This window comes from Bradyrhizobium sp. LA2.1 (genome assembly GCF_040547725.1).
In the GTDB taxonomy this organism is placed as follows: Bacteria; Pseudomonadota; Alphaproteobacteria; order Rhizobiales; family Xanthobacteraceae; genus Bradyrhizobium; species Bradyrhizobium barranii.
Genome location: NZ_JBEPQI010000033.1, coordinates 1 through 20,846, shown reverse-complemented (window position 1 = coordinate 20,846; position 20,846 = coordinate 1). Strand labels below are relative to the sequence as shown.

The following is a 20,846-nucleotide window of genomic DNA, read 5'->3' as shown; positions in this document are numbered from 1 at the left end:
CGCATTTGATCGGTGCCGACATGGATCGATTGAAGCTCTCGCTGAGGTGTGCGCTGCTTGTGGCGCCGCTTGTCCTGACGACCGGAAGCGCCCTGGGGCGCGACGATGGCCGCTACGCCAACTCGCCCCTGAAACCCTGGTTCGACAGCTTGCGCAGCCATCTTGGGCCCTGCTGCTCGGATGCAGATGGCTTTGCTGTATCCGACCCCGATTGGGAATCGCACGATGGGCACTATCGCGTGCGGCTCGACGGGCAGTGGGTGGATGTGCCTGATGAGGCCGTCATCACCGAGCCAAACCGGGCTGGCCACACCATGGTATGGCCGGTGAAGACTGCGTTCGGGATTTCGATCCGCTGCTTCATGCCGGGCAGCATGATCTGACGCGGGTGGGCGTTACCGCTTGCTGGATTTGCGCTTCGAGGTCTTCTTCGTTGTCTTGGTCGTCTTCCTGGCCGTCTTCTTGGCTGTCTTCTTCTTGGACGTTTTCCGCTTCGACGCCTTCTTCGGGACTTTCTTGCCCTTCGCGCGCGCTTCCGACAGGCCGATTGCGATCGCCTGCTTGCGACTCTTCACGCGTCCGCCACGACCGCCGGGGCCGCTTTTCGCGGTGCCCTTCTTATAACCGCGCATCTCGCGCTCGACATCACTGCTGGCGCTGCGTGAGTAGCGGCGTTTCTTTGCCTTGCGTGCCATCAACTCTCTCCCTTGGCCCGGGAAAGAACCGCATCACTGACCCTACGTTCCAAATGCGCTGGCCGCGTTCCTCAGAAGGAGTTCGCCAACTCGATCTCGTCTTCCAGCGCTCGAATGCGGCGCGCAGCCTCAGTGGAGGACAGAGCCCGATCGTATTGAGTGGGCTGATAGGCTTCCTCGCTCAGACGCTTTAGCCTCAGCCCCTGCGCTCTCGTCATCTGCTCCGTGAGGAAAACCCTGGCGTCGTATTTACCCTGAACCTGCATCTGGCCTCTCCGTTCTCAAATCGTCACTTGACTATATGTTCTTATTTTGTTCTAACAAGCCATGGACAACAGAATTAATGAAATTCGACGCAAAATCAGCGCCTTGAGGCTCGAGATGGCCGACATCGAGGTGTCTGTGCGCGACCTCGTCGATCGCGACCGCGACTGCACAGAAAAGGCCCTGGCGCAGATGGATCTGCGCCGGAAAATCAACCTGCTGATCGGCGAATGGAAGGCGGCCGGTGGCGGCGATGTCTTGCCTGACGTCCGCGAGCGGGTCCGCCTTCGTCCTGCAACGACATCCGGTAGTCCGCTGCGCGTGATCGCGCGCCGCTGAGAATTTTGGGAGCGTGCGGTGGAAGAAGACCCGGACACGTACCGGATTCTAAAACTGCGCGCCGAAATTCTCGAACTCGGCTCCGCCATCCGGCAATTGCAGCGCGAGGGTCTCGACGATGCCGCAGCGCAGCTCCTGATCGCACGCAAACGTGCACGGCTGGAGCATCTCGTGAAGGCGAATGCCACGGGACGGCCGCTTTAGCGATGCGACGCTAGAAGGATTCCCAATCTAGCTCCAAACTCCAGCTCCAAAGCGAAAGGCCCCGCGTCGCCGCGAGGCCTTTGATTGTCGGCCGGAGCTCACTTGGTGTTGCTCATGCCGCCCTTGTTGTTCGTCATGGTGCCGCCTTGGTCGGAGCCGGGGCCAGAACCACCTTGACCGGAGGGATCAGCGCCCTTGGAGGACTTGGTGTTGGCACCCGTGGTCTGCGACGAGGACATAGCGGATCCATGCTTGGCCTTATGCGACTTGGCCTGCACGGCGAACGGAGCGGCGGCGAGGCCGGTTGCCAACATCACGGTAAGAGCGAGCTTGGTGGTTTTCATGCGCGGGAACTCCCTGAGTTGAATTGACGCAGGCAGCCAACCGCCATTTGCTGCAGGAGTTCCGAACGAAATCGCCCGGTGCGCGTCACGCGCGCTTCAAAATTCCTTGTCCTCGGCGAGGATGAACACGAGGCCCGTGAGCGTTGCGCCGATCGCGAACGTCGTCACCAGTGTGATGATGAAGACCATGCCGGCCGAATGTCCGCCGTGGTTCAACAAATTTGCGACGGCCGGATTGAACAGGACGAGGGCGAGACCGAAGACAAGGCCGAGGGCTGCGCCCATCATCGCATGCGTCATCAGCTTGATGACGCCGGTCGGAGAGATGAGGCTCGGCGACTTTTTCCCGCGCATGGAACCGCCTCGCGGTGTGGCATAAAACGCATGCGACGATTGCGGGTTCCATTGTCATGACGATTTTGTCATTCCCCGCTTCATCCGATGTTCATGGCGGTCTTGCGAGGATGAATGCCATCAACACGGGAACATTCGATATGGGTAAGGTCGTCTTTCTCTATCGCTCGCTGGCCTATCGCAACGCGGCTGCGGACATGCTGCGCAAGGCGCGCAAGCTGCCGCGCGGCGCCGAACGGAGCGCAGCCCGCCGTTACGCGCGGGCGCTGCGCGAGCTTTCGCAAACGGAAGCCTGGCTGGAAGGACGTGTCGCTGACGAACCGCAGGCGATGCAGCGCGTGAGGGTCGCCGCGGCGCGCTAGATCATGATCGGTTCTGAGTGAATCAGGGCCGAAGCTCCAGATTCTTGTCCTTACGCGCGAACCGGAGCCCACTTCGCTCGCAGACGCTCTAGCCTGAGGCCCGCTGAAGGGGTTCGGACGGAGCCGCGTCGAACTTGCTCGCGGCCGGCGGCGCTACGGTCTTCCGCGTCAGCGGCACCTCGAGGCGGCACAACAGGCCTTCGGCACGCCAGTTGAATTCCGCCTGTCCGCCGAGTTGCGATTCCACACTGGCAAGCAGGCTCCGCGTGCCGAAGCCACGGGATTTCGGCGTCCTCACCAGCGGACCGCCGGTTTCGTCCCACGTTAGTGTGAGGTGGTCGTCCTCGACTTGCCAGCCGATCGCGAGCCGCCCCGACCGCGTCGAGAGCGCGCCATATTTCGCCGAGTTGGTGAAGAGCTCGTGCAGTGCCAGCGCCAGCGTCTGCGCTGTCGCCGGCGCCAGCTGAACTTCCGGACCGGCCAGCTTGATCTGGCCGCCGAGCGAGTAGGGCGCGAGCTCCTCGTCGATCAGCCTCGAGAGTTCGGCGCCCTGCCAGCTCGACAGCGACAGGATCGTGTGCACGCGCGCCAGCGCGTTGATGCGCCCCTCGACGGCGTTGACGTAAGCCTTGACCTCGTCGGCGCGGGTGAGGCGCACGATCGATTGCGCCAGCGCCAGCGCGTTCTTGGCGCGATGATCCACCTCGCGCGCCAGTAGGTTTTGTCTCTCTTCCGCGCGTTTGCGCTCGGTGATGTCCACGGTGACGCCGCTCACGCGCACCACGCGGCCGCCATGGTCCACCGTCGCGGCCGCCGTGCCGACGCACCAGCGCACCTCGCCATCGGGCCGGCTGACGCGAAACTCGCCTTCATAGGCGTGCGCGCCGGTATTGAACGCGGCAATCGCCTGGCCGAACTGGTCGACGTCATCAGGGTGCAGCAGCGCCTGGATGTTGGCCGAGGTGACATTGAAGGTCTCCGGCGTCACGCCGAAGATGCGGTACTGGCCTTCGTCCCACATCCAGTCGCCGTTGACCCAGTCCCAGTCCCACGATCCCATCTTGCCGGCGGCGATCGCCATGCTGCGCCGCTCTTCGCTCTCGCGCAGCTTTGCGGTGGAATTCTCCAGCTCGGCCGTGCGTGCGCGAACGCGGTCCTCGAGCTCCCGGTTCAGCCGTTCGAGCTCGCGCGTCTTGCGGTAGAGTTCGGCAAACACCTTGATCTTGGCGCGCAGCACCTCCGGCACCACAGGCACCGGCACGTAATCGACCGCGCCCATCTCGTAGCCGCGCAACCGGTCGATGTCGCTCACCTGGATCGCGGAGATGAAGATCATCGCGGTCTTCTGGAAGCGCGGATGCTCCCGGATCATCGCGGCCAGCTCGAATCCGTCGAGCTCGGGCATGCAGACGTCGACCAGGATCACCGCGATCTCGGTCTTGAGCAGCACCTCCAGCGCCTCGCGGCCCGATGATGCGATCACGAGGTTCTCGCCGAGTTCCTTCAGGATCACCTCGTAGGCGAGCAGCTTGGCCGGCTGGTCGTCGACGAGGAGGATGTTGACCTTTTCGTGGTCCATTCGCGGATCCAAACTCAGCGGTGCAGCCACATGCGGATTGCAAGCAGCAATTGATCGGTGTTGACGGGTTTGGCGAGGTAGTCGGACGCACCGGCTTCCAGGCATTTCTCACGGTCGCCCTTCATCGCCTTGGCTGTCAGCGCGATGATCGGAAGGCGGGCGAAGGCCGGATTTTCGCGAATGACGCCGATGGTCTGATAGCCATCCATCTGCGGCATCATGATGTCCATCAGCACGATGGCGATCTCCGGATTGGATTCGACCAGCGTCACCGCCTCGCGGCCGGTCGTGGCCGTCAGCACCTTCATGCCCCGCCGTTCCAAGACGCTCGACAGCGCGAAGATGTTGCGGGCGTCGTCGTCGACGAGCAGGGCGGTCTTGCCGATCAGGTCTTCGTCGGAACTGTTCAGCTTCTCCAGCATGCGCTGCTTCTCGACCGGCAGTTCCGTGATCACGCGATGCAGGAACAAGGCGGTCTCGTCGAGTAGGCGCTCCGGCGATTCCACGCCCTTGACCACGATGCTGCGCGCCATGGTGTGGAGTTCCGCATCTTCCTCCGCCGAGAGCTCGCGGCCGGTGAAGACCACCACCGGAACGTTCGACAGGCTCTCGTCGTTGCGGATCTGGTCCAGCACCTCGAAGCCGCTCATGTCGGGCAGCCGCAGGTCGAGCACCACGCAATCGCAGGGCGCCTCGCGCAGAGTTGAGAGCGCGCCTGCGCCGGTATCCGTCGTCACGATCTCGATGTCGTCGTGATGCAGCAGCTCGCGGATCGAGAGCTGCTCGGCCTCGTTGTCCTCGACGATCAGGAGCCGCTTGCGCCGCGGCCGTGCATATTCCTTGATCTGCGTCAGCGCGGCTGAGACGCCCTCGGTCGTGGTCGGCTTGTTGACGAAGGAGAAGGCGCCGCGGGCCAGCGCATGTTGCCGGTCCTCGTCGAGCGTGATGATCTGCACGGGGATGTGGCGGGTCAGCGGATTGTGCTTGAGCTGGCTCAGCACCGTCCAGCCCAGCATATCAGGCAGGAACACGTCGAGCGAAACGGCCCGCGGCTGGTACTGCTTCGCAAGCTCCAGCGCCTCCGCGCCGCGCGCGGCGACCAGAACCTTGAAGCCCTTGTCGCGGGCGAGATCGACCAGCACGCGCGCATAATGCGGATCGTCCTCGACGATGAGCAGGATGGTGTCACCGGGCTCGAGATTGAGCCGGTCGTCGGCAATCTGCTCGATGACGCGCTGCTGTTCGGGTGCAGCCGCTTGCAACGCCGGCGGCTGACTGTACTGCTGCGGCGCGGGCGCACGCGGCGCGAGCGTCGGGCCGGAATATTTCAGCGGCAGATAGAGCGTGAAGGACGAGCCCTTGCCGGGCGCGCTGCGCAGATGGATCTCGCCGCCGAGCAGGCTCGCGAGCTCGCGGCTGATCGCAAGTCCGAGACCGGTGCCGCCGTATTTGCGGCTGGTGCCGGCGTCCGCCTGCTGGAACGCCTCGAAGATCAGCTTCTGCTTCTCCAGGGGAATGCCGATGCCGGTGTCCGTCACTTCGAATGCGATCACCGCCGGCGCAGAGTTCAGCACCGGGTGATCCGTGCCCCAGCCGCCGACCGCGGCGACGACCTTCAGGCGCACCTCGCCTTCGGCGGTGAACTTGAAGGCGTTGGAAAGCAGGTTCTTGAGAACCTGCTGCAGGCGCTTGGAGTCGGTGACGATGCTGCGGGCCAGGTTCGGGTCGACGTCGATCTTGAACGACAGGTTGCGGTTTTCCGCCTCGTGCCGGAACGGCCGCCCGACGGTCTCGAGCAGGTTCGCAGTCAGAATCTCCTCGGCGTCGACCGTCACCGTGCCGGATTCGATCTTGGAGAGATCCAGGATGTCGCTGATGAGGTTGAGCAGGTCGGTGCCGGCGCCATGGATGGTGCGGGCGAACTCGACCTGCTTGGCCGAGAGGTTGCCATCCGGATTGTCGGTGAGCTGCTGTCCCAGGATCAGGATCGAGTTCAGCGGCGTGCGCAGCTCGTGGCTCATATTGGCGAGGAATTCGGACTTGTACTTCGAGGTTAGCGCGAGTTCGGTCGCCTTTTCCTCCAGTGCGCGGCGGGCCTGCTCGATTTCCTGGTTCTTGCGCTCGACCTCGACGTTGCGCTCGGCGAGCTGCTGCGCCTTCTGCTCGAGCTGGTCGTTGGTCTGCTGCAATTCGCGCTGCTGGGTCTGAAGCTCGCCGGCGAGCTGCTGCGACTGCTTGAGCAGGCCTTCGGTCTGCATCGTCGCCTCGATCGAGTTGAGCACGATGCCGATCGAGTCGGTAAGCTGCTCGAGGAATGTCATCTGCGAGGTCGTGAACGAGGTCAGCGAGGCGAGCTCGATCACCGCCTTGACCTGGCCTTCGAACAACACCGGCAGCACGACGAGGTTCTTTGGCGCGACGCGGAACAGCGCCGAGTTGATCGGCACTACGTCGGGTGGAATATCGGCGATGACGCGTGGCCGTCTGTCGAGGGCGCATTGGCCGATCAGGCCGTCGCCGAGCGGGAGCACGCGCTGATAGGGATAGACGCCGTCGCCGGCATAGGAGGCGAGCAGCAGGAGCCGCGGACTATCCTCGTTCTCGACCTGGTAGATCACGCCGGTATGGGCGTTCACCAGGGGCGACAATTCGGTCAGCAGGAGCCGGCCGACGGTGGTGAGATCGCGCTGGCCCTGGAGCATGTTGGTGAATTTAGCGAGGTTGGTCTTCAGCCAGTCTTGCTCGGTGTTCACGTCCGTCGTGAGACGGAGGTTCGTGATCATGGTGTTGATGTTGTCTTTCAGCTCGGCGACTTCGCCGCGGGCGTCGACCTGGATCGACCGCGTCAGGTCGCCCTTGGTCACGGCGGTCGCGACTTCCGCGATCGCGCGCACCTGCGAGGTGAGGTTGGCCGCGAGCAGGTTGACGTTGCCGGTGAGGTCCTTCCAGGTGCCGGCGGCACCGGGCACGTCGGCCTGGCCGCCGAGCCGTCCCTCGACGCCGACCTCGCGCGCAACCGACGTCACCTGGTCGGCGAAGGTCGCGAGCGTCTCGGTCATGTTGTTGATGGTGTCGGCGAGCGCCGCGACCTCGCCCTTGGATTTCACGGTGAGATTTTGTTTCAAATCACCGTTCGCAACCGCGGTCACCACCTTGACGATGCCGCGGACCTGCTCGGTCAGGTTCGCCGCCATGAAGTTGACGGTGTCGGTGAGGTCCTTCCAGGTGCCGGCCACACCGGGCACCTGGGCCTGGCCGCCGAGTTCGCCTTCAGTGCCGACTTCACGCGCGACGCGGGTGACTTCGCCGGCAAACGCGTTGAGCTGGTCCACCATGGTGTTGATGGTGTTCTTCAGCTCGAGGATTTCGCCCTTCACGTCCACGGTGATCTTGCGGGACAAGTCGCCGCGCGCCACCGCGGTGGTGACCTCGGCGATGTTGCGGACCTGCGTCGTGAGGTTCGCGGCCAGCAAATTGACGTTGTCGGTGAGATCCTTCCAGGTGCCGCCGACGCCGGGCACGACGGCCTGACCGCCGAGCCGGCCCTCGGTGCCGACCTCGCGCGCCACGCGGGTCACTTCGGCGGCGAAGGAGCGGAGCTGCTCCACCATCGTGTTCAGGGTGTCCTTGAGCAGCAGGATCTCGCCGCGCACGTCCACCGTGATCTTCTTCGACAGGTCGCCGCCGGCGATCGCGGTCGCGACCTCGGCGATGTTGCGGACCTGGGCCGTCAGGTTGGAGGCCATGAAGTTGACGTTGTCGGTGAGGTCCTTCCAGGTGCCGGCGACGCCGGACACCTCGGCCTGTCCGCCGAGCTTGCCTTCGGTGCCGACCTCGCGCGCCACGCGCGTGACCTCGCCGGCGAAGGCGTTGAGCTGGTCCACCATCGTATTGATGGTGTTCTTGAGCTCGAGGATTTCGCCCTTCACGTCCACGGTGATCTTGCGGGACAAGTCGCCGCGCGCCACGGCGGTGGTCACTTCGGCGATGTTGCGGACCTGGGCGGTGAGGTTGCCCGCCATCGAGTTCACGCTGTCGGTCAAATCCTTCCAGGTGCCGGCGACGCCGGGCACGTTGGCCTGGCCGCCGAGGCGGCCTTCGGTGCCGACCTCGCGCGCCACGCGCGTCACCTCGCCCGCGAAGCGGTTGAGCTGGTCGACCATCGTGTTCAGGGTGTCCTTGAGCTGAAGGATCTCGCCGCGGACGTCCACCGTGATCTTGCGTGACAGATCACCGCCGGCGATGGCGGTCGCGACCTCGGCGATGTTACGAACCTGCGCGGTGAGGTTGCCCGCCATCGAGTTCACGGAGTCGGTCAAGTCCTTCCAGGTGCCGGCAACGCCGGGCACGTCGGCCTGGCCGCCGAGCTTGCCGTCGGTGCCGACCTCGCGCGCCACGCGCGTGACTTCGCCGGCGAAGGCGTTGAGCTGGTCTACCATGGTGTTGAGCGTTTCCTTCAACTGAAGGATTTCGCCCGACACGTTCACGGTGATCTTCTTGGACAGGTCGCCCTTGGCGACCGCTGTCGCGACTTCGGCGATATTACGGACTTGGCCGGTCAGGTTCGAGGCCATGGAGTTGACGGAGTCGGTCAAGTCTTTCCAGGTGCCGCCGACGCCGCGCACGACGGCCTGACCACCGAGCTTGCCCTCGGTGCCGACCTCGCGCGCGACGCGCGTGACTTCGCCGGCGAAGGCGTTGAGCTGGTCCACCATGGTGTTGATGGTGTCCTTCAGCTCCAGAATTTCGCCGCGCGTGTCCACGGTGATCTTCTTCGACAAGTCGCCGCCGGCGACTGCCGTCGTCACCTCCGCGATATTACGGACCTGCGCGGTCAGGTTCGACGCCATCGAGTTGACGCTTTCCGTCAGGTCCTTCCAGGTGCCGGCGACGCCGAGCACGTTGGCCTGGCCGCCGAGCCGTCCCTCGGTGCCGACTTCGCGCGCCACGCGCGTGACTTCGCCGGCGAAGGCATTGAGCTGGTCCACGCAGGTGTTGAGCGTTTCCTTCAGCTGAAGGATCTCGCCCGAGACGTTCACCGTGATCTTCTTCGACAGGTCGCCGCCTGCGATCGCGGTCGCGACGTCGGCGATGTTGCGGACCTGCGCGGTCAGGTTCGACGCCATGAAGTTGACGTTGTCGGTGAGGTCCTTCCAGGTGCCGGCCACGCCGGGCACCTGGGCCTGGCCGCCGAGCTTGCCCTCGGTGCCGACCTCGCGCGCCACGCGCGTCACTTCGGAGGCGAAAGAGTTGAGCTGGTCCACCATGGTGTTGATGGTGTCCTTCAGCTCCAGGATCTCGCCGCGCACGTCCACCGTGATCTTGCGCGACAGGTCGCCGCGCGCCACGGCGGTGGTCACGTTGGCGATGTTGCGGACCTGGGCGGTAAGGTTGCCGCACATCGCATTGACGGAGTCGGTGAGGTCCTTCCAGGTGCCGGCGACGCCGGGCACGATCGCCTGGCCGCCGAGCTTGCCGTCGGTGCCGACCTCGCGCGCCACGCGCGTCACTTCGGAGGCGAAGGAGCGCAGCTGGTCCACCATCGTGTTGATGGCTTCCTTGAGCTGAAGGATCTCGCCGCGGACGTCGACGGTGATCTTCTTGGACAAGTCGCCGTTGGCGACCGCGATCGTGACCTCGGCGATGTTGCGAACCTGGTTGGTCAGGTTGTTCGCCATCGAGTTGACGCTCTCGGTCAGATCCTTCCAGACGCCGGTCACTTCCGGCACCTGGGCCTGGCCGCCGAGCTTGCCTTCGGTGCCGACCTCGCGCGCCACGCGCGTCACCTCGGAGGTGAACACGCCGAGCTGCTTGATCATGGTGTTGACGATGGTCGCCGACTGCAGGAATTCGCCGCGCAGCGGGCGGCCGTCGACGTCCAGCTTGACGGTCTGGAGCAGGTCGCCTTGCGCCACCGCCGCGACCGCGCGCGTCACTTCGCGCGTCGGCCACAGGAGGTCGTCGATCAGCGTGTTGACGGAACCTTCCATGTCGGCCCAGGAGCCGCTGGCGAGGCCGAACTTCACGCGCTGGCGGGTCTTGCCCTCGCGCCCCACGACCTGACCGACCAGCTCGAGCTGCTGCGCCATGCGCTGGTTGGCGGCGATGATTTCATTAAAAGTGTCGGCGATCTTGCCGTCGATGCCGAGATAGTCCCCGCTCATCCGCACCGAAAAATCGCCGCTGCGCATGGCCTGCAAGGCGAGCAGCAATTCCGGCCGCGAATCCGGGTCCGACATACCGTTGGTTTTTGGCTTTGGGACGCGACGACCGGAGCGTGATGCAGTTCCGGGATCGAGGTCGCTCATACTGATTCCCCCGCGGCGTCGGCCGAATCCAAGGCGTGACGCAGTTGTCAAAATAGAGCGTCAGCCAAATTCGAAATCAAGCGCCAACGTTGCAGCGCTTGGAATTGGAACCTGCCGTGCTCAGCCCGGCCAAAATAACGGTGAGGAGTGACGATGGTTCCATCCCGTTCAGGAAAAAGCCGGCCGGCCGCTGCACCAGAGCTCCGAACCGTCCTAGGAGAGGGGGCTGGCGCGCCCAGCGGGCGCGGGGCTGTGACTGGCGACCCCGCCGCAAGCTCCGCCACGTCACGCGCTGATTCGCTGACCACGGGGACCGCGACCAGCGGCCGGAGAGCCAGCAGCATCATCCGGAAGACAAATAGGGCTGCTATTTGTCCGCCATGGTGCGCTCCGCATCTTTCACCTGCGTGCGCAGCATCGGCAATTGCTCGCGCGCGAAGGCGGCGAGGGCAGGATTGTCGGGCGCTTTCAGATAGCGCTCGAGCAGGTTGATGGCGGATTCGTATTCGGGGATTTGCGCGGCATAGAAGCTTCTGACGTAAGTTGGTCCATCCGCATTTTCGGGCTCGACGAGGCTTGCGCTCACTGACGTCGTCTTGCCGGCGTGCGGCTCGGCACCGATCGCGTCCTGAATCTGCTTCAGGGTCTTGTCGCGCTTGCCTGCCTCCTCGGCGCGCAGGGCCGCGAGATTCTTCACCTCCGCATTGCCTTTCAGGTCGGTGCTTTCCAGCAGGCTCTGCTGGAAACGGCTGAAGGCGTAGAGGCCGGTGATGACATCGGTTGCGGTCGGCACGCGGTCGCCGGCCGTTCGCTCACCCATATTGTCGGCGAACGCCGAGGTGCTGATCAAAGCCAGGATGATCGCGACGAGAATCCTCATGCATCTCCAATGACCGTTGGCGTGCGAAGTTCCCCCGGCGTTACGATCCGGTAAGGGCGATTGCGGAGCGAGAGTTCCGTTCCCACATCTTCTGTATGAAACAGTCTGACATCTTCAGGGATAACGCCGACAACTGCCTTCAGCTCGCCGAGCGCGCGGAAGGGCAGCCCACCCACAAACGCTATTTGCGTATGGCGGATGCCTGGACGGCATTGGCGAACGAGCAGGACTGGCTGGACGGTGAAATCCCGCCCGTAAAGGTCCGCGTCCTACGAACGCAGGATGCGTGAGCGTTCTCATTCTCGTCAATCTGCGTGTGAGACCGCTCACGGAATGCAAGCAACCAATCCAGGATCATCCACGAACGGTCGATCGCGTTGATTTTGATTCCAGAAGGAGGTTTTGCGATGGCTCCACGTCTGGCTCTTCTCTCGCTCATTCTCGCCTTTGGCGTCTCGGTCGCGTTCGCGACAGTGACGACGGTGCGGCAGGTGCATCTGGAGAATGCATCGGCGGCAATCCACGCCACGCATAGTTAGCGCTGCGGGCCTCGCGCGCTGGAACATTCGTTGTGCCGGCGCGTAAGCGCTTCAGGACATCTGGAGAGGCGAGAGGACATCATGGCGCATTCCGACCACGGCATCGTCAAGGACAAGCGGGCGGAAGATCAACCGCGCGACAAGCAGCGCGCGCAAACCGTGCACAAGACGGATTCGAAGGGCTCGCCGTCGCGCGAAGCGACGCGCGATCCCAAGCTCAACGACAACACCAAGACACCGGGCTCCGGCGTGATGCCGGACGATTCCGGCGACGCGCCGACCGGCTAGTTCTCGCGAGGAACGAATCCCTTCGCGACGAGTCGACGGATTGCTTCCGGCTGTCATGCCCCCGGTGCGCCGGAAGCAATCTCCAAGGACGGCCCTGGCACCCCACTGTGCCGGGGTCGTTTTTGCTAGAGACTCAATCCTCGGTGTCGCCCTCGGGCTTCGCCGGCGCGTGTCCTTCGGGACCGCGACCAAAGACACCAAACTCGCTTGATTTGATGCCTGCCGACGGGTCGATGCTCGTCTCGATGCCCGCGGCTGCGAGCCCGAACTTGAGAAGCTCTCGGACCGCCGCAGCGCGCGTCGGCATGCGGTGCTTGAATCGGAAATCATCGACGGCGGCCAGCTCTTCCGGTGAGAGCATGACCTGGAGGCGCTCGGCGCGAAGGTCATTCATGGTCGATCACGCAAAGTGAGTAAGTTGAGTAGTTTGCTCAACGAACGAGTTTGGCGCGAGTTCCACAAGAGTCGGAAAAATCGCCAGATGAGTAGAAATAATCAGTAAAATCAATAAGTTATTATTGAAACAACTCTGGCGGTGGCGCATTCTTTCAGAAGAGAGGGAGAACAGGCCATGGCGGAGGAAGTCAGGTTACCCCGCAAGCTTTCCGAAGAGCCCGAGCCGCCCAAACCGGTGCGTCCGAGCCATCAGAAGGTCATCGAGCAAGTCGAGCGCTGGGCCAACAGCTCGGGGCTGCAACCACCGAGGACGGAAGATGCGAAGACGATCTGAGCCCCACACGTTCGAACAACGTCTCAAGGCAGAGCAGCTGCGGCTCGAGCACGAACTGTCGGGTTTGCCGGATGGACAGCAGCGCGATTCTGTTGTGGCGCGCATCGATCAGCTTCAGACCGCCGCCGCGATGCATGATTTCCTGATGCTACGGGAGGCTGCCGCCGCTCGCTGATCGCTCCTGGCTTCCGTGCTCCGTGCGGCGAGAGGTGATGCGAAGCTTCCGCCTCTCGGTTTGGCGGGTATTTGAAACTCAGAGAACCGCTTGTTCCTGACGCGACCACTGAAGCATGCGCCGGAACGTTCGCTCGCCGACCCGGTTGGTTCACACGTTGGCTGAGTGGAGAATTGCGATGCTGATGCAAGACGAGTTGGACCGCAGCGAGATGGGCAGGTTGATCGGCAGCGACAAGGTCGAGGGAACATCGGTCTATGGCGCCAATCGCAACAAGATCGGTTCGATCGAACGCGTGATGATCGACAAGGTCAGCGGCGAGGTCTCCTACGTCGTGCTCGCCTTCGGCGGTTTCCTGGGCCTCGGCAACGACCACTATCCGCTGCCCTGGCAGTCGCTGAAATACGATACGGAGCTCGGCGGCTATGTCACCGGGATTACCGCCAAGACGCTCGAAGGCGCGCCGAAATACGACGAACGCAGCGATTGGAACTGGGGTGACGACGCGGCAGTCCGCGGCATCAACTCGTATTACGGCGTTCCCTTCGCGTAGGCTCCCATGGAAAGCGATCCGATGAGCAAGGAACGGCCCGCCGACTGGATGCCCCGGTCAAGCCGGGGCACAACACCTTTTGCTTGGCGTCACTCTACCCCACCGCCTCCTTCCGCCCCGGCCCCGCATGCACATGCACCTGTTTCGCATGCAGCGGCTCACCGCATTCCGAGCAGACCATCACGGGGTCGAACTCCTTGCCGCAAGTCTTGTGCTGGTGCAGCAGCGGGCGGCCGCGCTCGTCGCCCATGTGGGTGTCGCCCCAATGCACCATCGCCATGATGATCGGGTAGAGGTCGAGGCCCTTCTGCGTCAGGATGTATTCGTAGCGCTTGGGCGCCTCGGAATAGGGGACGCGGCGCAGGATGCCGAACCGCACCAGCTTCTTCAGTCGCTCCGAGAGCAGGTGCCGCGTGATCTGGAGCGAGGACTGAAATCCCTCGAACCGGCGCACGCGTAAAAAACATTCGCGCAGGATCAGCAGGGTCCAGCGGTCGCCGACCACGGCGACAGTGCGGGAGAGCGAGCAGGGCTCTTCATCCAGCGTGTCCCACTTCATGTAGCGATCTCCGGCAAAGGGTAGTAAGTCAGAAAAAGGAACTGACTTGAATGATCAGCGCTATTTCTGCTGAAGAGTATCATTCACCCCTGTAGTTTGACAGTTCTATTTTAGAACTATAGCCTCCGGCCCAATCACATACCGTTCTCACCGGAGGAGGTGACCTTGCCCAAGCGAAACGCGACAGCCGCCGTGATCGGGGCCGGCGATTTCATCGGCTCCGAGATCGCCAAGAAATTTGCCGCGGAAGGCTTCACGGTCTTTGCCGGGCGCCGCAACGGCGACAAGCTGGCGCCGCTGGTGAAGGACATCGAGGCCGCCGGCGGCGAGATTCACGCGCGCTCGCTCGATGCACGCAAAGAGGAGGAGGTCATCTCCTTCCTCAATGACGCCGACCAGCACGCGCCGCTCGAAGTCTGCATCTTCAACGTCGGCGCCAACGTCAATTTCCCGATCCTCGACACTACCGAGCGCGTGTTCCGGAAGGTGTGGGAGATGGCCTGCTATTCCGGCTTCCTCGCCGGCCGGGAAGCGGCACGGCTGATGCTGCCGCGTGGTGGCGGCAACATCTTCTTCACCGGCGCGACGGCGAGCCTGCGCGGCGGCAGCGGCTTTGCTGCCTTTGCCAGCGCAAAATTCGGACTGCGCGCGGTGGCGCAGGCGATGGCGCGCGAGCTCGGGCCGAACAACATCCACGTCGCCCATCTCATCATCGATTCCGGCGTCGACACCGAGTGGGTGCGGCAGCGCCGGCTCGAAGCGCTCGGGGCGAATGCGCTTGATAATCCCGATCTTCTGATGCCGCCGTCATCTGTCGCGGATGCCTATTGGCAGCTCTATCAGCAGCCGAAGAGCGCCTGGACCTTCGAGATGGAGATCCGTCCCTTCGGAGAGAAATGGTGACCGCGGAGCAAGACTGCGGATAGACTGATCCCAATAGAAACTGAAATCCGGGAGGCCCCTACGTGAAGACCGCGATCACCGAACTGTTCGGCATCGAGCACCCGATCATCCAGGGTGGCATGCATTTCGTCGGCTTTGCCGAGTTAGCCGCTGCGGTCTCCAACGCCGGCGGGCTTGGCATCATCACGGGTCTCACGCAGAAGACACCGGAATTGCTCGCGAAGGAAATCGCGCGCTGCCGCGACATGACGGACAAGCCGTTCGGCGTGAACCTCACCTTCCTGCCGACCTTCGCGGCGCCGCCTTATCCGGAATACATCGCGGCCATTGTCGAAGGCGGCATCAAGGCGGTGGAGACGGCGGGGCGCAGCCCGGAGCAATACATGCCTGCGCTGAAGGCCGCCGGCATCAAGGTGATCCACAAATGTACGTCCGTGCGCCACTCCCTGAAGGCCGAGCGCATCGGCTGCGACGCCGTCAGCGTCGACGGCTTTGAGTGCGGCGGTCATCCCGGCGAAGACGACATTCCCAACATGATCCTGCTGCCGCGCGCGGCGGAGGAATTGAAGATCCCGTTCGTCGCCTCCGGCGGCATGGCCGACGGGCGCAGCCTCGTCGCGGCGCTGTCGCTGGGCGCGGCCGGCATGAACATGGGCACGCGCTTCATCGCCACCAGGGAAGCACCGGTGCATCAGAACGTGAAGAACGCGCTTGTTGCGGCAACCGAGCTCGACACCCGCCTGATCATGCGTGCTCTGCGCAACACCGAGCGCGTGCTGAAGAACGCCAACGTCGATCGTCTGCTCGAGATCGAGCGCGAGAAGGGCGCCAAGCTGAGCATCGACGATATCCACGACCAGGTCGCGGGCGTCTATCCGAAGATCATGCTGGACGGCCAGATGGACGCGGGTGCCTGGAGCTGCGGCATGGTCGCAGGGCTGATCCACGACATCCCCTCCTGCAAGGAGCTCGTCGATCGCATCATGGATGAGGCGGAAGAGATCATCCGCAGCCGCCTGATGGGGTTCCTGGACGGGACGGGTGCGGCGCGAAAGGTCGCCTGACACCGCCAAACTTCTTAACCACGGCGGCACTTGGCCGCTGGAATTGCGCGTGACGCCTCCTAAATAGGAGTAAATTACCCCTTGAAATAAGCAATTTCAGGAGGCGTCCGTGGTCCTGAAGAGCGTTCCATTTGCAGTTGCCGTTGCCCTCGTGCTCGCATGGGGCGGCATTGCGCGCGCTGACGACTACAAGCCTGACGAATATCTCGGTCTCGATCTCTCCAAGGCGGTGCTGTCTCCGAAGCGGCTCGGGCCCGAGACGCAGTTCGCCCCGGTTGCGTTGGAGGCGAAGGGAGGCAACGAGGCGCAGGCGCGGGCCGAACCCATCGACGTGCCGAAGAAAGTTGCCGCCCGGCGCGTGCACGTGGCCGAACCGAAGGTTGCTCATGCCAAGAGCGTCCAGCCACGCGGCGCAGCGCGCACCAAGCTTGCACATCGTCACGGCAATCCGCTGGACGCGCAGGCGATGGACACCCGCATCCAGACCTGGCCGTGCCGCACCGGCGGCATTTGCGACTGGAAGCGCTAGCCGGGTCTGTCGCGTCATCCCCACGTCGCAAAACCGTAGGCGTGGAGTCAAGAAACCATCAGGATAGGAGTCAAGGAGCGCAGGCACCTTCCGTCGCGATTCGACGAAGGTTTCCTGAATGGCAACGCTCCGCGCCTCGCGCGCATGGACCCGGCGGCAGTTCCTGGTCCGCTCGACTTCAAGCCTCGCCGTTGCCGCGCTCGGCACACTCGCAAAGCCATCCATCAGCCGCGCCGCCGATCGCCCGCAGATCGCGGGTGGCATTCAGTCCGGCGATGTCTCGGATGGCTCCGCCGTGATCTGGGCGCGCGCCGACCGGCCCGCGCGGATGCAGGTGGAATGCGCGACCGTCGAGAGTTTCAAGACGATCATAGCGTCAGCTTCGCGCGACGCGCTGCCCGATGCCGACTTCACCGCAAAACTGCTGCTGAACGATCTGCCGTCCGGGCAGGACATCTTCTATCGCGTGCGTTTCGACGACATCGCCACCGGCATTGCCGGCGAAAGCCGCGTCGGCCATTTCCGCACCGCGCCGGCCGCGGGGCAGTCGATCTCGTTCGTGTGGTCGGGCGACGTCGCGGGGCAGGGCTGGGGCATCGACATCTCGCGCGGCGGCTATCGCAGCTATCGCACCATGCTCGACAATCACCCGGACTTCTTCATCCACTCCGGCGATCACATCTACGCGGACTGCACGATTCCCTCCGAGCAGAAGCTGCCGAACGGCGAGACCTGGCGCAATCTGGTGACCGAGGACAAAGCCGAGGCCGCGCACACGCTGGCGCAATTCCGCGGCAACTACAAATACAACCATCTCGACGAGCATTTTCGCGCGTTCCATGCGGAGGTGCCGATGTTCGCACAGTGGGACGACCACGAGGTCACCAACGATTGGTCGCCGACCGGCAGCTATGACGACGCCGGATATGAGGACGACGGCACGCCGCGCCTGGTCTCGCGCGCCCGCCGTGCCTTCTTCGATTTCATGCCGATCCGCGACGTCGGCACGCGACAGGGGCGGGTCTATCGCAAGATCGCTTACGGTCCGCTGCTCGACGTCTTCATGATCGACATGCGCAGCGATCGTGACGACAGCTGGAACAAGGGCGAGGACCATCGCGGCTGGATTCTCGGTGCCGAGCAACTCGCATGGCTGAAGCGGGAGCTCGCCGCGTCGCGCGCGACCTGGAAGGTGATCGCGGCCGACCTGCCGATCGGCCTCGTCAGTCTCGATGCCGTCGCGCTCGGCAATGGAGCGCCCGATCGGCGTGAGCACGAAATCGCCGATCTCCTCAGCTCCATCAAGCGCGCCGGCATCCGCAACATCGTCTGGCTCACCGCCGACATGCACTACACCGCCGCGCATTATTACGATCCGAACAGGGCGCAATTCCAGGATTTTGAGCCGTTCTGGGAGTTCGTCTCCGGACCCCTCCATGCCGGCACCTGGGGGCCGGGCGAGCTCGACAATACGTTTGGCCCGGTCGCGATGTACCAGAACGGCTGCAGCGAGGCGCAGGGGGAGAATCTCGCGCCGTGCTTCGGCCTGCAGTTCTTCGGCAGGGTCGATATCGACGGTGCGAGCGGCGTGATGACCGTGACCCTGAAAGACGTCGACAACCGCGACCTCTGGTCGGTCGACATCGTGCCGCAGCCGCAGGCGCGCCCGGCCGTGGTCGCGCAGCATTCGTGAGTGGGCAACTCTCTCCGTCGTCATGGCCGGGCTTGACCCGGCCATCCACGCCTTGCTGCTCGGCCCTGAGAACGTCGATGCCCGGGCATAGGCGAGCGGAAGCGACGCCGTCCTTCGGACGGCTATGCCCGGGCATGACGATGGGGGATGGATCGCGCATCCCAGCACTAACCCGATCTTGATTGGCCGCCTCGCGTCTCCTGCGCTATAGTCTCCATTCCCGCCACCTCTTTTCCATCACCGAAGAGTCTGCCCTTGCGGCCCCACCGCGTGTTCGGCGGCTGAAATACGTCAGGAGTTGACCCATGGATCATCTGAAGACACAGGGCATCAGCATGCCCAAGCTCGGCCTCGGCACCTTCCGCATGCAGGGCGATGCCTGCCGCGCGGCGGTCGAGAGCGCGCTGTCGATCGGCTATCGCCACATCGACACCGCCGAGATGTACGCCAATGAAGAGCCGATCGGTGCTGCGCTCGCCGCGGCCCGGCTGCCGCGCGGCGAGCTTCATGTCACGACCAAGGTCTGGCACGAGAATCTCAGCCCCGATGCGATCCGCCGCGCCTTCGACGCCAGCCTGACCAAGCTCCGGCTCGACCACGTCGATCTCTACCTCGTGCACTGGCCCTCGAAATCCGCGAACTGGGGGGCGGTATTCGAAACCCTGATGAAGCTGAAGGAGGAGGGGCGAACGCGGGCGATCGGCGTTGCCAATTTCACCACGGCGCTGCTCAAGATCGCGGTCGAGGACATCAAGGCCCCGATCGCCTGCAACCAGATCGAATATCACGCCATGCTCGATCAATCGAAGGTGCTGGCCTATCTCAACGCCAGATCGATCCCGCTGGTCGCCTATTGCCCGCTCGCGCAAGGACGCATCGCGTCAGATCCGGCGCTGGCCGAGATCGGCGCGAAGCACAACGCGACTGCCGCGCAGGTCGCGCTGAAATGGCTGCTCGACCAGAACGGTGTCGCTGCGATCCCGAAGGCCTCGCGCCCGGAAAGCCAGCAGGCCAATCTCGATGCGCTGAAGATCACGCTCGACGATGCCGACCGCAAGAAGATCGCGGCGTTGCCCAAGGACGGGCGTTGCGTCAATCCAGGCTTTGCGCCGGTGTGGGATTAAAACTCGACGCTGAACGCACCGCCCTTACCCTCTCCCCTTGCGGGCCTGTTGCGTAATTCGTCAATTGTGATTCCCTAGGGCAAAGCCTTGGAGGGTAGCGATGGCGGTCAAGCGGACGGGACAGCCGAGCTTTGTGGAAGCGCTGATGCCGAAGGGGGCTGGCGCCAATGCGGCGCTGGATCGGCTGGCTGGCCTGGTCAAGTGGTACCGCTTCGAGAAGCTGATCGGCCATTTGCGGGATGAAGGGAGCCCCGGTCGACCAGGCTATCCGGTGCTGGTGCTGTTTCGTGCTGTGCTGTTGCAGTCGCTGTATGGTCTTTCGGAGCGCGAACTCGAGGAAGCGCTGGGCGACCGGTTGTCGTTCAAGCGCTTCGTCGGTTTGAGCCTTGAGGATGCGACGCCCGACCATACGGTCCTGAACCGCTTCCGGAACCAGCTCGTTGAACAAGGCCTGCTGGAGAAACTGTTTGGCGAATTGGATCGTCAGCTTGAGAATGCTGGCGTGATCCTCAAGCGCGGCACGATGCTGGATGCGACCTTGATCCAGGCAGTCTCGGCTCCGCCCAAGGAGGATCGCCCCTCAAACGACCCTGATGCCCGGTTTGCCAAACGGCAGGGCAAAAGCGGCTCGACCTTCGGCTACAAGGCCCATGTCGGTGTCGACGAAGGATCCGGCTTGATCCGCGCGGTACTGACCACACCGGCCAACATCAACGACACGACACCTGCGGACGCTTTGATCCGGGGCGATGAAGCTGCGGTGTGGGCCGATGCGGCTTACGACACCCATGCCCGACGGGCCCGGCTGAAGGCGGAGGGCAAGAAACCCCGCATCGCTCGTCGACCCAACAGACATCACCCGGAACTGCCGCCCAGGCTCAAACGCTACAACCTCCTCATCGCGCGCCGACGAGCCAGGTCGAGACCACCTTCGCTACTCTCAAACGCCGCATGCGGCTGACCTGCATCCGCTACGTCGGTCTGATCAAGGCGACCGGGCAAGTCGTGCTCGCCTCGATCGCCTTCAACATGAGGCGGTGGGCCACGATCGCCGCGTGAGCCGCCCTCCGAGGGCGACAACTACAGATCTTGGTAGGCAATTGCCGGGACCAGGGCATTCGCACCTGACGTCTTCAGCCTCAAGAGCCGATAACGCAACAGGCCCCTTGCGGGAGAGGGTGGCTCGCCGCGTAGCGGCGAGACGGGTGAGCGACTGTGTTCGCTGTCAAGCGGGTTGCCATGGTGTTTTCGTCCTGATCATGACATTGAGGATGGTCAGCAGCTTGCGGGCGACGGCGATCAGGGCAACGAGCTTCGGCTTTCCATTGGCCACGAGGCGCTCAAAGAAGGCCTTGAGGAC

Annotated in this window: 25 protein-coding genes and 2 pseudogenes; 17 read left to right on the top strand and 10 right to left on the bottom strand. The window is 63.7% G+C overall.

Features of this window, described 5'->3' with window-relative positions; genetic code table 11:
• Nucleotides 1-20: 20 nt before the first annotated feature.
• A complete protein-coding gene (locus tag ABIB95_RS41150) occupies nt 21-383 on the top strand; it encodes a hypothetical protein (RefSeq protein WP_028148242.1) in 363 nt (120 codons plus the stop codon).
• A gap of 12 nt (nt 384-395) precedes the next feature.
• Here ABIB95_RS41150 and ABIB95_RS41145 read toward each other — a convergent pair whose 3' ends face one another.
• A complete protein-coding gene (locus ABIB95_RS41145) occupies nt 396-695 on the bottom strand; it encodes a DUF6496 domain-containing protein (protein ID WP_085401315.1) in 300 nt (99 codons plus the stop codon).
• A 71-nt stretch (nt 696-766) separates the two neighbouring features.
• Complete coding sequence (locus ABIB95_RS41140) at nt 767-961, bottom strand: DUF3072 domain-containing protein (RefSeq protein WP_028148240.1); 195 nt, start codon at nt 959-961, stop codon at nt 767-769.
• A gap of 115 nt (nt 962-1,076) precedes the next feature.
• Here ABIB95_RS41140 and ABIB95_RS41135 point away from each other — a divergent pair, with 115 nt between their 5' ends.
• Together ABIB95_RS41135 and ABIB95_RS41130 are read left to right on the top strand one after the other, a co-directional pair.
• Nucleotides 1,077-1,298: a hypothetical protein gene (locus tag ABIB95_RS41135; RefSeq protein WP_038958668.1), complete on the top strand. Its 222-nt coding sequence runs from the start codon at nt 1,077-1,079 to the stop codon at nt 1,296-1,298.
• Between the two features lie 18 nt (nt 1,299-1,316).
• The gene (locus ABIB95_RS41130) at nt 1,317-1,502 is read left to right on the top strand and encodes a hypothetical protein (protein WP_085401314.1); all 186 of its coding nucleotides are present in this window, start codon (nt 1,317-1,319) and stop codon (nt 1,500-1,502) included.
• Between the two features lie 98 nt (nt 1,503-1,600).
• Here the strand turns inward: ABIB95_RS41130 and ABIB95_RS41125 are convergent, their stop codons facing one another.
• Complete coding sequence (locus ABIB95_RS41125) at nt 1,601-1,846, bottom strand: hypothetical protein (RefSeq protein ID WP_063984953.1); 246 nt, start codon at nt 1,844-1,846, stop codon at nt 1,601-1,603.
• A gap of 96 nt (nt 1,847-1,942) precedes the next feature.
• Entirely contained in the window at nt 1,943-2,200 is a 258-nt protein-coding gene (locus ABIB95_RS41120) for a hypothetical protein (RefSeq protein ID WP_085401313.1), read from the bottom strand.
• Nucleotides 2,201-2,340: 140 nt separating this feature from the next.
• Between ABIB95_RS41120 and ABIB95_RS41115 the strand changes: the two genes are divergently transcribed.
• Complete coding sequence (locus ABIB95_RS41115; protein ID WP_354248356.1) at nt 2,341-2,562, top strand: hypothetical protein; 222 nt, start codon at nt 2,341-2,343, stop codon at nt 2,560-2,562.
• An 88-nt stretch (nt 2,563-2,650) separates the two neighbouring features.
• Here the strand turns inward: ABIB95_RS41115 and ABIB95_RS41110 are convergent, their stop codons facing one another.
• The 3 genes from ABIB95_RS41110 to ABIB95_RS41100 all read right to left on the bottom strand — a co-directional run bounded on the left by ABIB95_RS41110 (nt 2,651) and on the right by ABIB95_RS41100 (nt 11,329).
• On the bottom strand, nt 2,651-4,141 hold the full coding sequence (locus tag ABIB95_RS41110) for an HWE histidine kinase domain-containing protein (protein ID WP_354248354.1): 1,491 nt from the start codon (nt 4,139-4,141) through the stop codon (nt 2,651-2,653).
• A 14-nt stretch (nt 4,142-4,155) separates the two neighbouring features.
• Nucleotides 4,156-10,449 (bottom strand): HAMP domain-containing protein, encoded by a 6,294-nt coding sequence (locus ABIB95_RS41105; protein WP_166350483.1) that lies wholly within the window; start codon nt 10,447-10,449, stop codon nt 4,156-4,158.
• 367 nt (nt 10,450-10,816) lie between these two features.
• Nucleotides 10,817-11,329 carry a DUF4142 domain-containing protein gene (locus ABIB95_RS41100; RefSeq protein ID WP_354248352.1) on the bottom strand — a complete coding sequence of 171 codons (513 nt, stop codon included), beginning with the start codon at nt 11,327-11,329 and terminating at the stop codon, nt 10,817-10,819.
• Nucleotides 11,330-11,424: 95 nt separating this feature from the next.
• Here ABIB95_RS41100 and ABIB95_RS41095 point away from each other — a divergent pair, with 95 nt between their 5' ends.
• The 3 genes from ABIB95_RS41095 to ABIB95_RS41085 all read left to right on the top strand — a co-directional run bounded on the left by ABIB95_RS41095 (nt 11,425) and on the right by ABIB95_RS41085 (nt 12,156).
• Entirely contained in the window at nt 11,425-11,619 is a 195-nt protein-coding gene (locus ABIB95_RS41095; RefSeq protein ID WP_063984949.1) for a hypothetical protein, read from the top strand.
• A 117-nt stretch (nt 11,620-11,736) separates the two neighbouring features.
• Entirely contained in the window at nt 11,737-11,868 is a 132-nt protein-coding gene (locus ABIB95_RS41090) for a hypothetical protein (protein ID WP_256376429.1), read from the top strand.
• 81 nt (nt 11,869-11,949) lie between these two features.
• Complete coding sequence (locus ABIB95_RS41085) at nt 11,950-12,156, top strand: hypothetical protein (RefSeq protein WP_063984948.1); 207 nt, start codon at nt 11,950-11,952, stop codon at nt 12,154-12,156.
• 133 nt (nt 12,157-12,289) lie between these two features.
• Here ABIB95_RS41085 and ABIB95_RS41080 read toward each other — a convergent pair whose 3' ends face one another.
• On the bottom strand, nt 12,290-12,550 hold the full coding sequence (locus ABIB95_RS41080) for a hypothetical protein (protein ID WP_028148230.1): 261 nt from the start codon (nt 12,548-12,550) through the stop codon (nt 12,290-12,292).
• Between the two features lie 177 nt (nt 12,551-12,727).
• On the opposite strand from ABIB95_RS41080, the gene ABIB95_RS41075 reads away from it, so the two are divergent.
• The 3 genes from ABIB95_RS41075 to ABIB95_RS41065 all read left to right on the top strand — a co-directional run bounded on the left by ABIB95_RS41075 (nt 12,728) and on the right by ABIB95_RS41065 (nt 13,614).
• Complete coding sequence (locus tag ABIB95_RS41075) at nt 12,728-12,886, top strand: hypothetical protein (protein WP_166087455.1); 159 nt, start codon at nt 12,728-12,730, stop codon at nt 12,884-12,886.
• Entirely contained in the window at nt 12,870-13,061 is a 192-nt protein-coding gene (locus tag ABIB95_RS41070; protein ID WP_354248349.1) for a hypothetical protein, read from the top strand. Before ABIB95_RS41075 ends, ABIB95_RS41070 begins: the two co-directional genes overlap by 17 nt.
• A 178-nt stretch (nt 13,062-13,239) precedes the next feature.
• Complete coding sequence (locus tag ABIB95_RS41065; RefSeq protein ID WP_354248347.1) at nt 13,240-13,614, top strand: PRC-barrel domain-containing protein; 375 nt, start codon at nt 13,240-13,242, stop codon at nt 13,612-13,614.
• Between the two features lie 94 nt (nt 13,615-13,708).
• On the opposite strand, the gene ABIB95_RS41060 is transcribed toward ABIB95_RS41065, so the two are convergent.
• A complete protein-coding gene (locus ABIB95_RS41060; protein ID WP_166350493.1) occupies nt 13,709-14,173 on the bottom strand; it encodes a winged helix-turn-helix transcriptional regulator in 465 nt (154 codons plus the stop codon).
• 165 nt (nt 14,174-14,338) lie between these two features.
• On the opposite strand from ABIB95_RS41060, the gene ABIB95_RS41055 reads away from it, so the two are divergent.
• The 7 genes and pseudogenes from ABIB95_RS41055 to ABIB95_RS41025 all read left to right on the top strand — a co-directional run bounded on the left by ABIB95_RS41055 (nt 14,339) and on the right by ABIB95_RS41025 (nt 20,545).
• Nucleotides 14,339-15,076 carry an SDR family oxidoreductase gene (locus ABIB95_RS41055; RefSeq protein ID WP_354248345.1) on the top strand — a complete coding sequence of 246 codons (738 nt, stop codon included), beginning with the start codon at nt 14,339-14,341 and terminating at the stop codon, nt 15,074-15,076.
• Nucleotides 15,077-15,138: 62 nt separating this feature from the next.
• Nucleotides 15,139-16,140 (top strand): NAD(P)H-dependent flavin oxidoreductase, encoded by a 1,002-nt coding sequence (locus tag ABIB95_RS41050; RefSeq protein ID WP_085401306.1) that lies wholly within the window; start codon nt 15,139-15,141, stop codon nt 16,138-16,140.
• Nucleotides 16,141-16,249: 109 nt separating this feature from the next.
• Nucleotides 16,250-16,669 (top strand): hypothetical protein, encoded by a 420-nt coding sequence (locus ABIB95_RS41045; protein ID WP_354248342.1) that lies wholly within the window; start codon nt 16,250-16,252, stop codon nt 16,667-16,669.
• A 118-nt stretch (nt 16,670-16,787) separates the two neighbouring features.
• A complete protein-coding gene (locus ABIB95_RS41040) occupies nt 16,788-18,362 on the top strand; it encodes an alkaline phosphatase D family protein (RefSeq protein WP_354248340.1) in 1,575 nt (524 codons plus the stop codon).
• Between the two features lie 305 nt (nt 18,363-18,667).
• Entirely contained in the window at nt 18,668-19,486 is an 819-nt protein-coding gene (locus ABIB95_RS41035; protein WP_354248338.1) for an aldo/keto reductase, read from the top strand.
• A 100-nt stretch (nt 19,487-19,586) separates the two neighbouring features.
• A pseudogene (locus tag ABIB95_RS41030) lies at nt 19,587-20,345 on the top strand (IS5 family transposase); the annotation flags it as partial.
• The gene (locus tag ABIB95_RS41025) at nt 20,249-20,545 is read left to right on the top strand and encodes a transposase (protein WP_354248336.1); all 297 of its coding nucleotides are present in this window, start codon (nt 20,249-20,251) and stop codon (nt 20,543-20,545) included. The pseudogene ABIB95_RS41030 and the gene ABIB95_RS41025, both read left to right, overlap by 97 nt.
• Before the next feature lie 166 nt (nt 20,546-20,711).
• Here ABIB95_RS41025 and ABIB95_RS41020 read toward each other — a convergent pair.
• A pseudogene (locus ABIB95_RS41020) lies at nt 20,712-20,846 on the bottom strand (IS110 family transposase); the annotation flags it as partial.

Excerpts from the sequence above, each read along its gene's own strand:
- ABIB95_RS41085 (WP_063984948.1), top strand. The coding sequence starts at position 11,950 with ATGGCGCATTCCGACCACGGCATCGTCAAGGACAAGCGGGCGGAAGAT.
- ABIB95_RS41140 (WP_028148240.1), bottom strand. The coding sequence starts at position 961 with ATGCAGGTTCAGGGTAAATACGACGCCAGGGTTTTCCTCACGGAGCAG.
- ABIB95_RS41060 (WP_166350493.1), bottom strand. The coding sequence starts at position 14,173 with ATGAAGTGGGACACGCTGGATGAAGAGCCCTGCTCGCTCTCCCGCACT.
- ABIB95_RS41120 (WP_085401313.1), bottom strand. The coding sequence starts at position 2,200 with ATGCGCGGGAAAAAGTCGCCGAGCCTCATCTCTCCGACCGGCGTCATC.
- ABIB95_RS41040 (WP_354248340.1), top strand. The coding sequence starts at position 16,788 with ATGGCAACGCTCCGCGCCTCGCGCGCATGGACCCGGCGGCAGTTCCTG.
- ABIB95_RS41080 (WP_028148230.1), bottom strand. The coding sequence starts at position 12,550 with ATGAATGACCTTCGCGCCGAGCGCCTCCAGGTCATGCTCTCACCGGAA.
- ABIB95_RS41105 (WP_166350483.1), bottom strand. The coding sequence starts at position 10,449 with ATGAGCGACCTCGATCCCGGAACTGCATCACGCTCCGGTCGTCGCGTC.
- ABIB95_RS41070 (WP_354248349.1), top strand. The coding sequence starts at position 12,870 with ATGCGAAGACGATCTGAGCCCCACACGTTCGAACAACGTCTCAAGGCA.
- ABIB95_RS41150 (WP_028148242.1), top strand. The coding sequence starts at position 21 with ATGGATCGATTGAAGCTCTCGCTGAGGTGTGCGCTGCTTGTGGCGCCG.
- ABIB95_RS41145 (WP_085401315.1), bottom strand. The coding sequence starts at position 695 with ATGGCACGCAAGGCAAAGAAACGCCGCTACTCACGCAGCGCCAGCAGT.
- ABIB95_RS41115 (WP_354248356.1), top strand. The coding sequence starts at position 2,341 with ATGGGTAAGGTCGTCTTTCTCTATCGCTCGCTGGCCTATCGCAACGCG.
- ABIB95_RS41135 (WP_038958668.1), top strand. The coding sequence starts at position 1,077 with ATGGCCGACATCGAGGTGTCTGTGCGCGACCTCGTCGATCGCGACCGC.
- ABIB95_RS41095 (WP_063984949.1), top strand. The coding sequence starts at position 11,425 with ATGAAACAGTCTGACATCTTCAGGGATAACGCCGACAACTGCCTTCAG.
- ABIB95_RS41125 (WP_063984953.1), bottom strand. The coding sequence starts at position 1,846 with ATGAAAACCACCAAGCTCGCTCTTACCGTGATGTTGGCAACCGGCCTC.
- ABIB95_RS41100 (WP_354248352.1), bottom strand. The coding sequence starts at position 11,329 with ATGAGGATTCTCGTCGCGATCATCCTGGCTTTGATCAGCACCTCGGCG.
- ABIB95_RS41075 (WP_166087455.1), top strand. The coding sequence starts at position 12,728 with ATGGCGGAGGAAGTCAGGTTACCCCGCAAGCTTTCCGAAGAGCCCGAG.
- ABIB95_RS41110 (WP_354248354.1), bottom strand. The coding sequence starts at position 4,141 with ATGGACCACGAAAAGGTCAACATCCTCCTCGTCGACGACCAGCCGGCC.
- ABIB95_RS41035 (WP_354248338.1), top strand. The coding sequence starts at position 18,668 with ATGGATCATCTGAAGACACAGGGCATCAGCATGCCCAAGCTCGGCCTC.
- ABIB95_RS41090 (WP_256376429.1), top strand. The coding sequence starts at position 11,737 with ATGGCTCCACGTCTGGCTCTTCTCTCGCTCATTCTCGCCTTTGGCGTC.
- ABIB95_RS41065 (WP_354248347.1), top strand. The coding sequence starts at position 13,240 with ATGCTGATGCAAGACGAGTTGGACCGCAGCGAGATGGGCAGGTTGATC.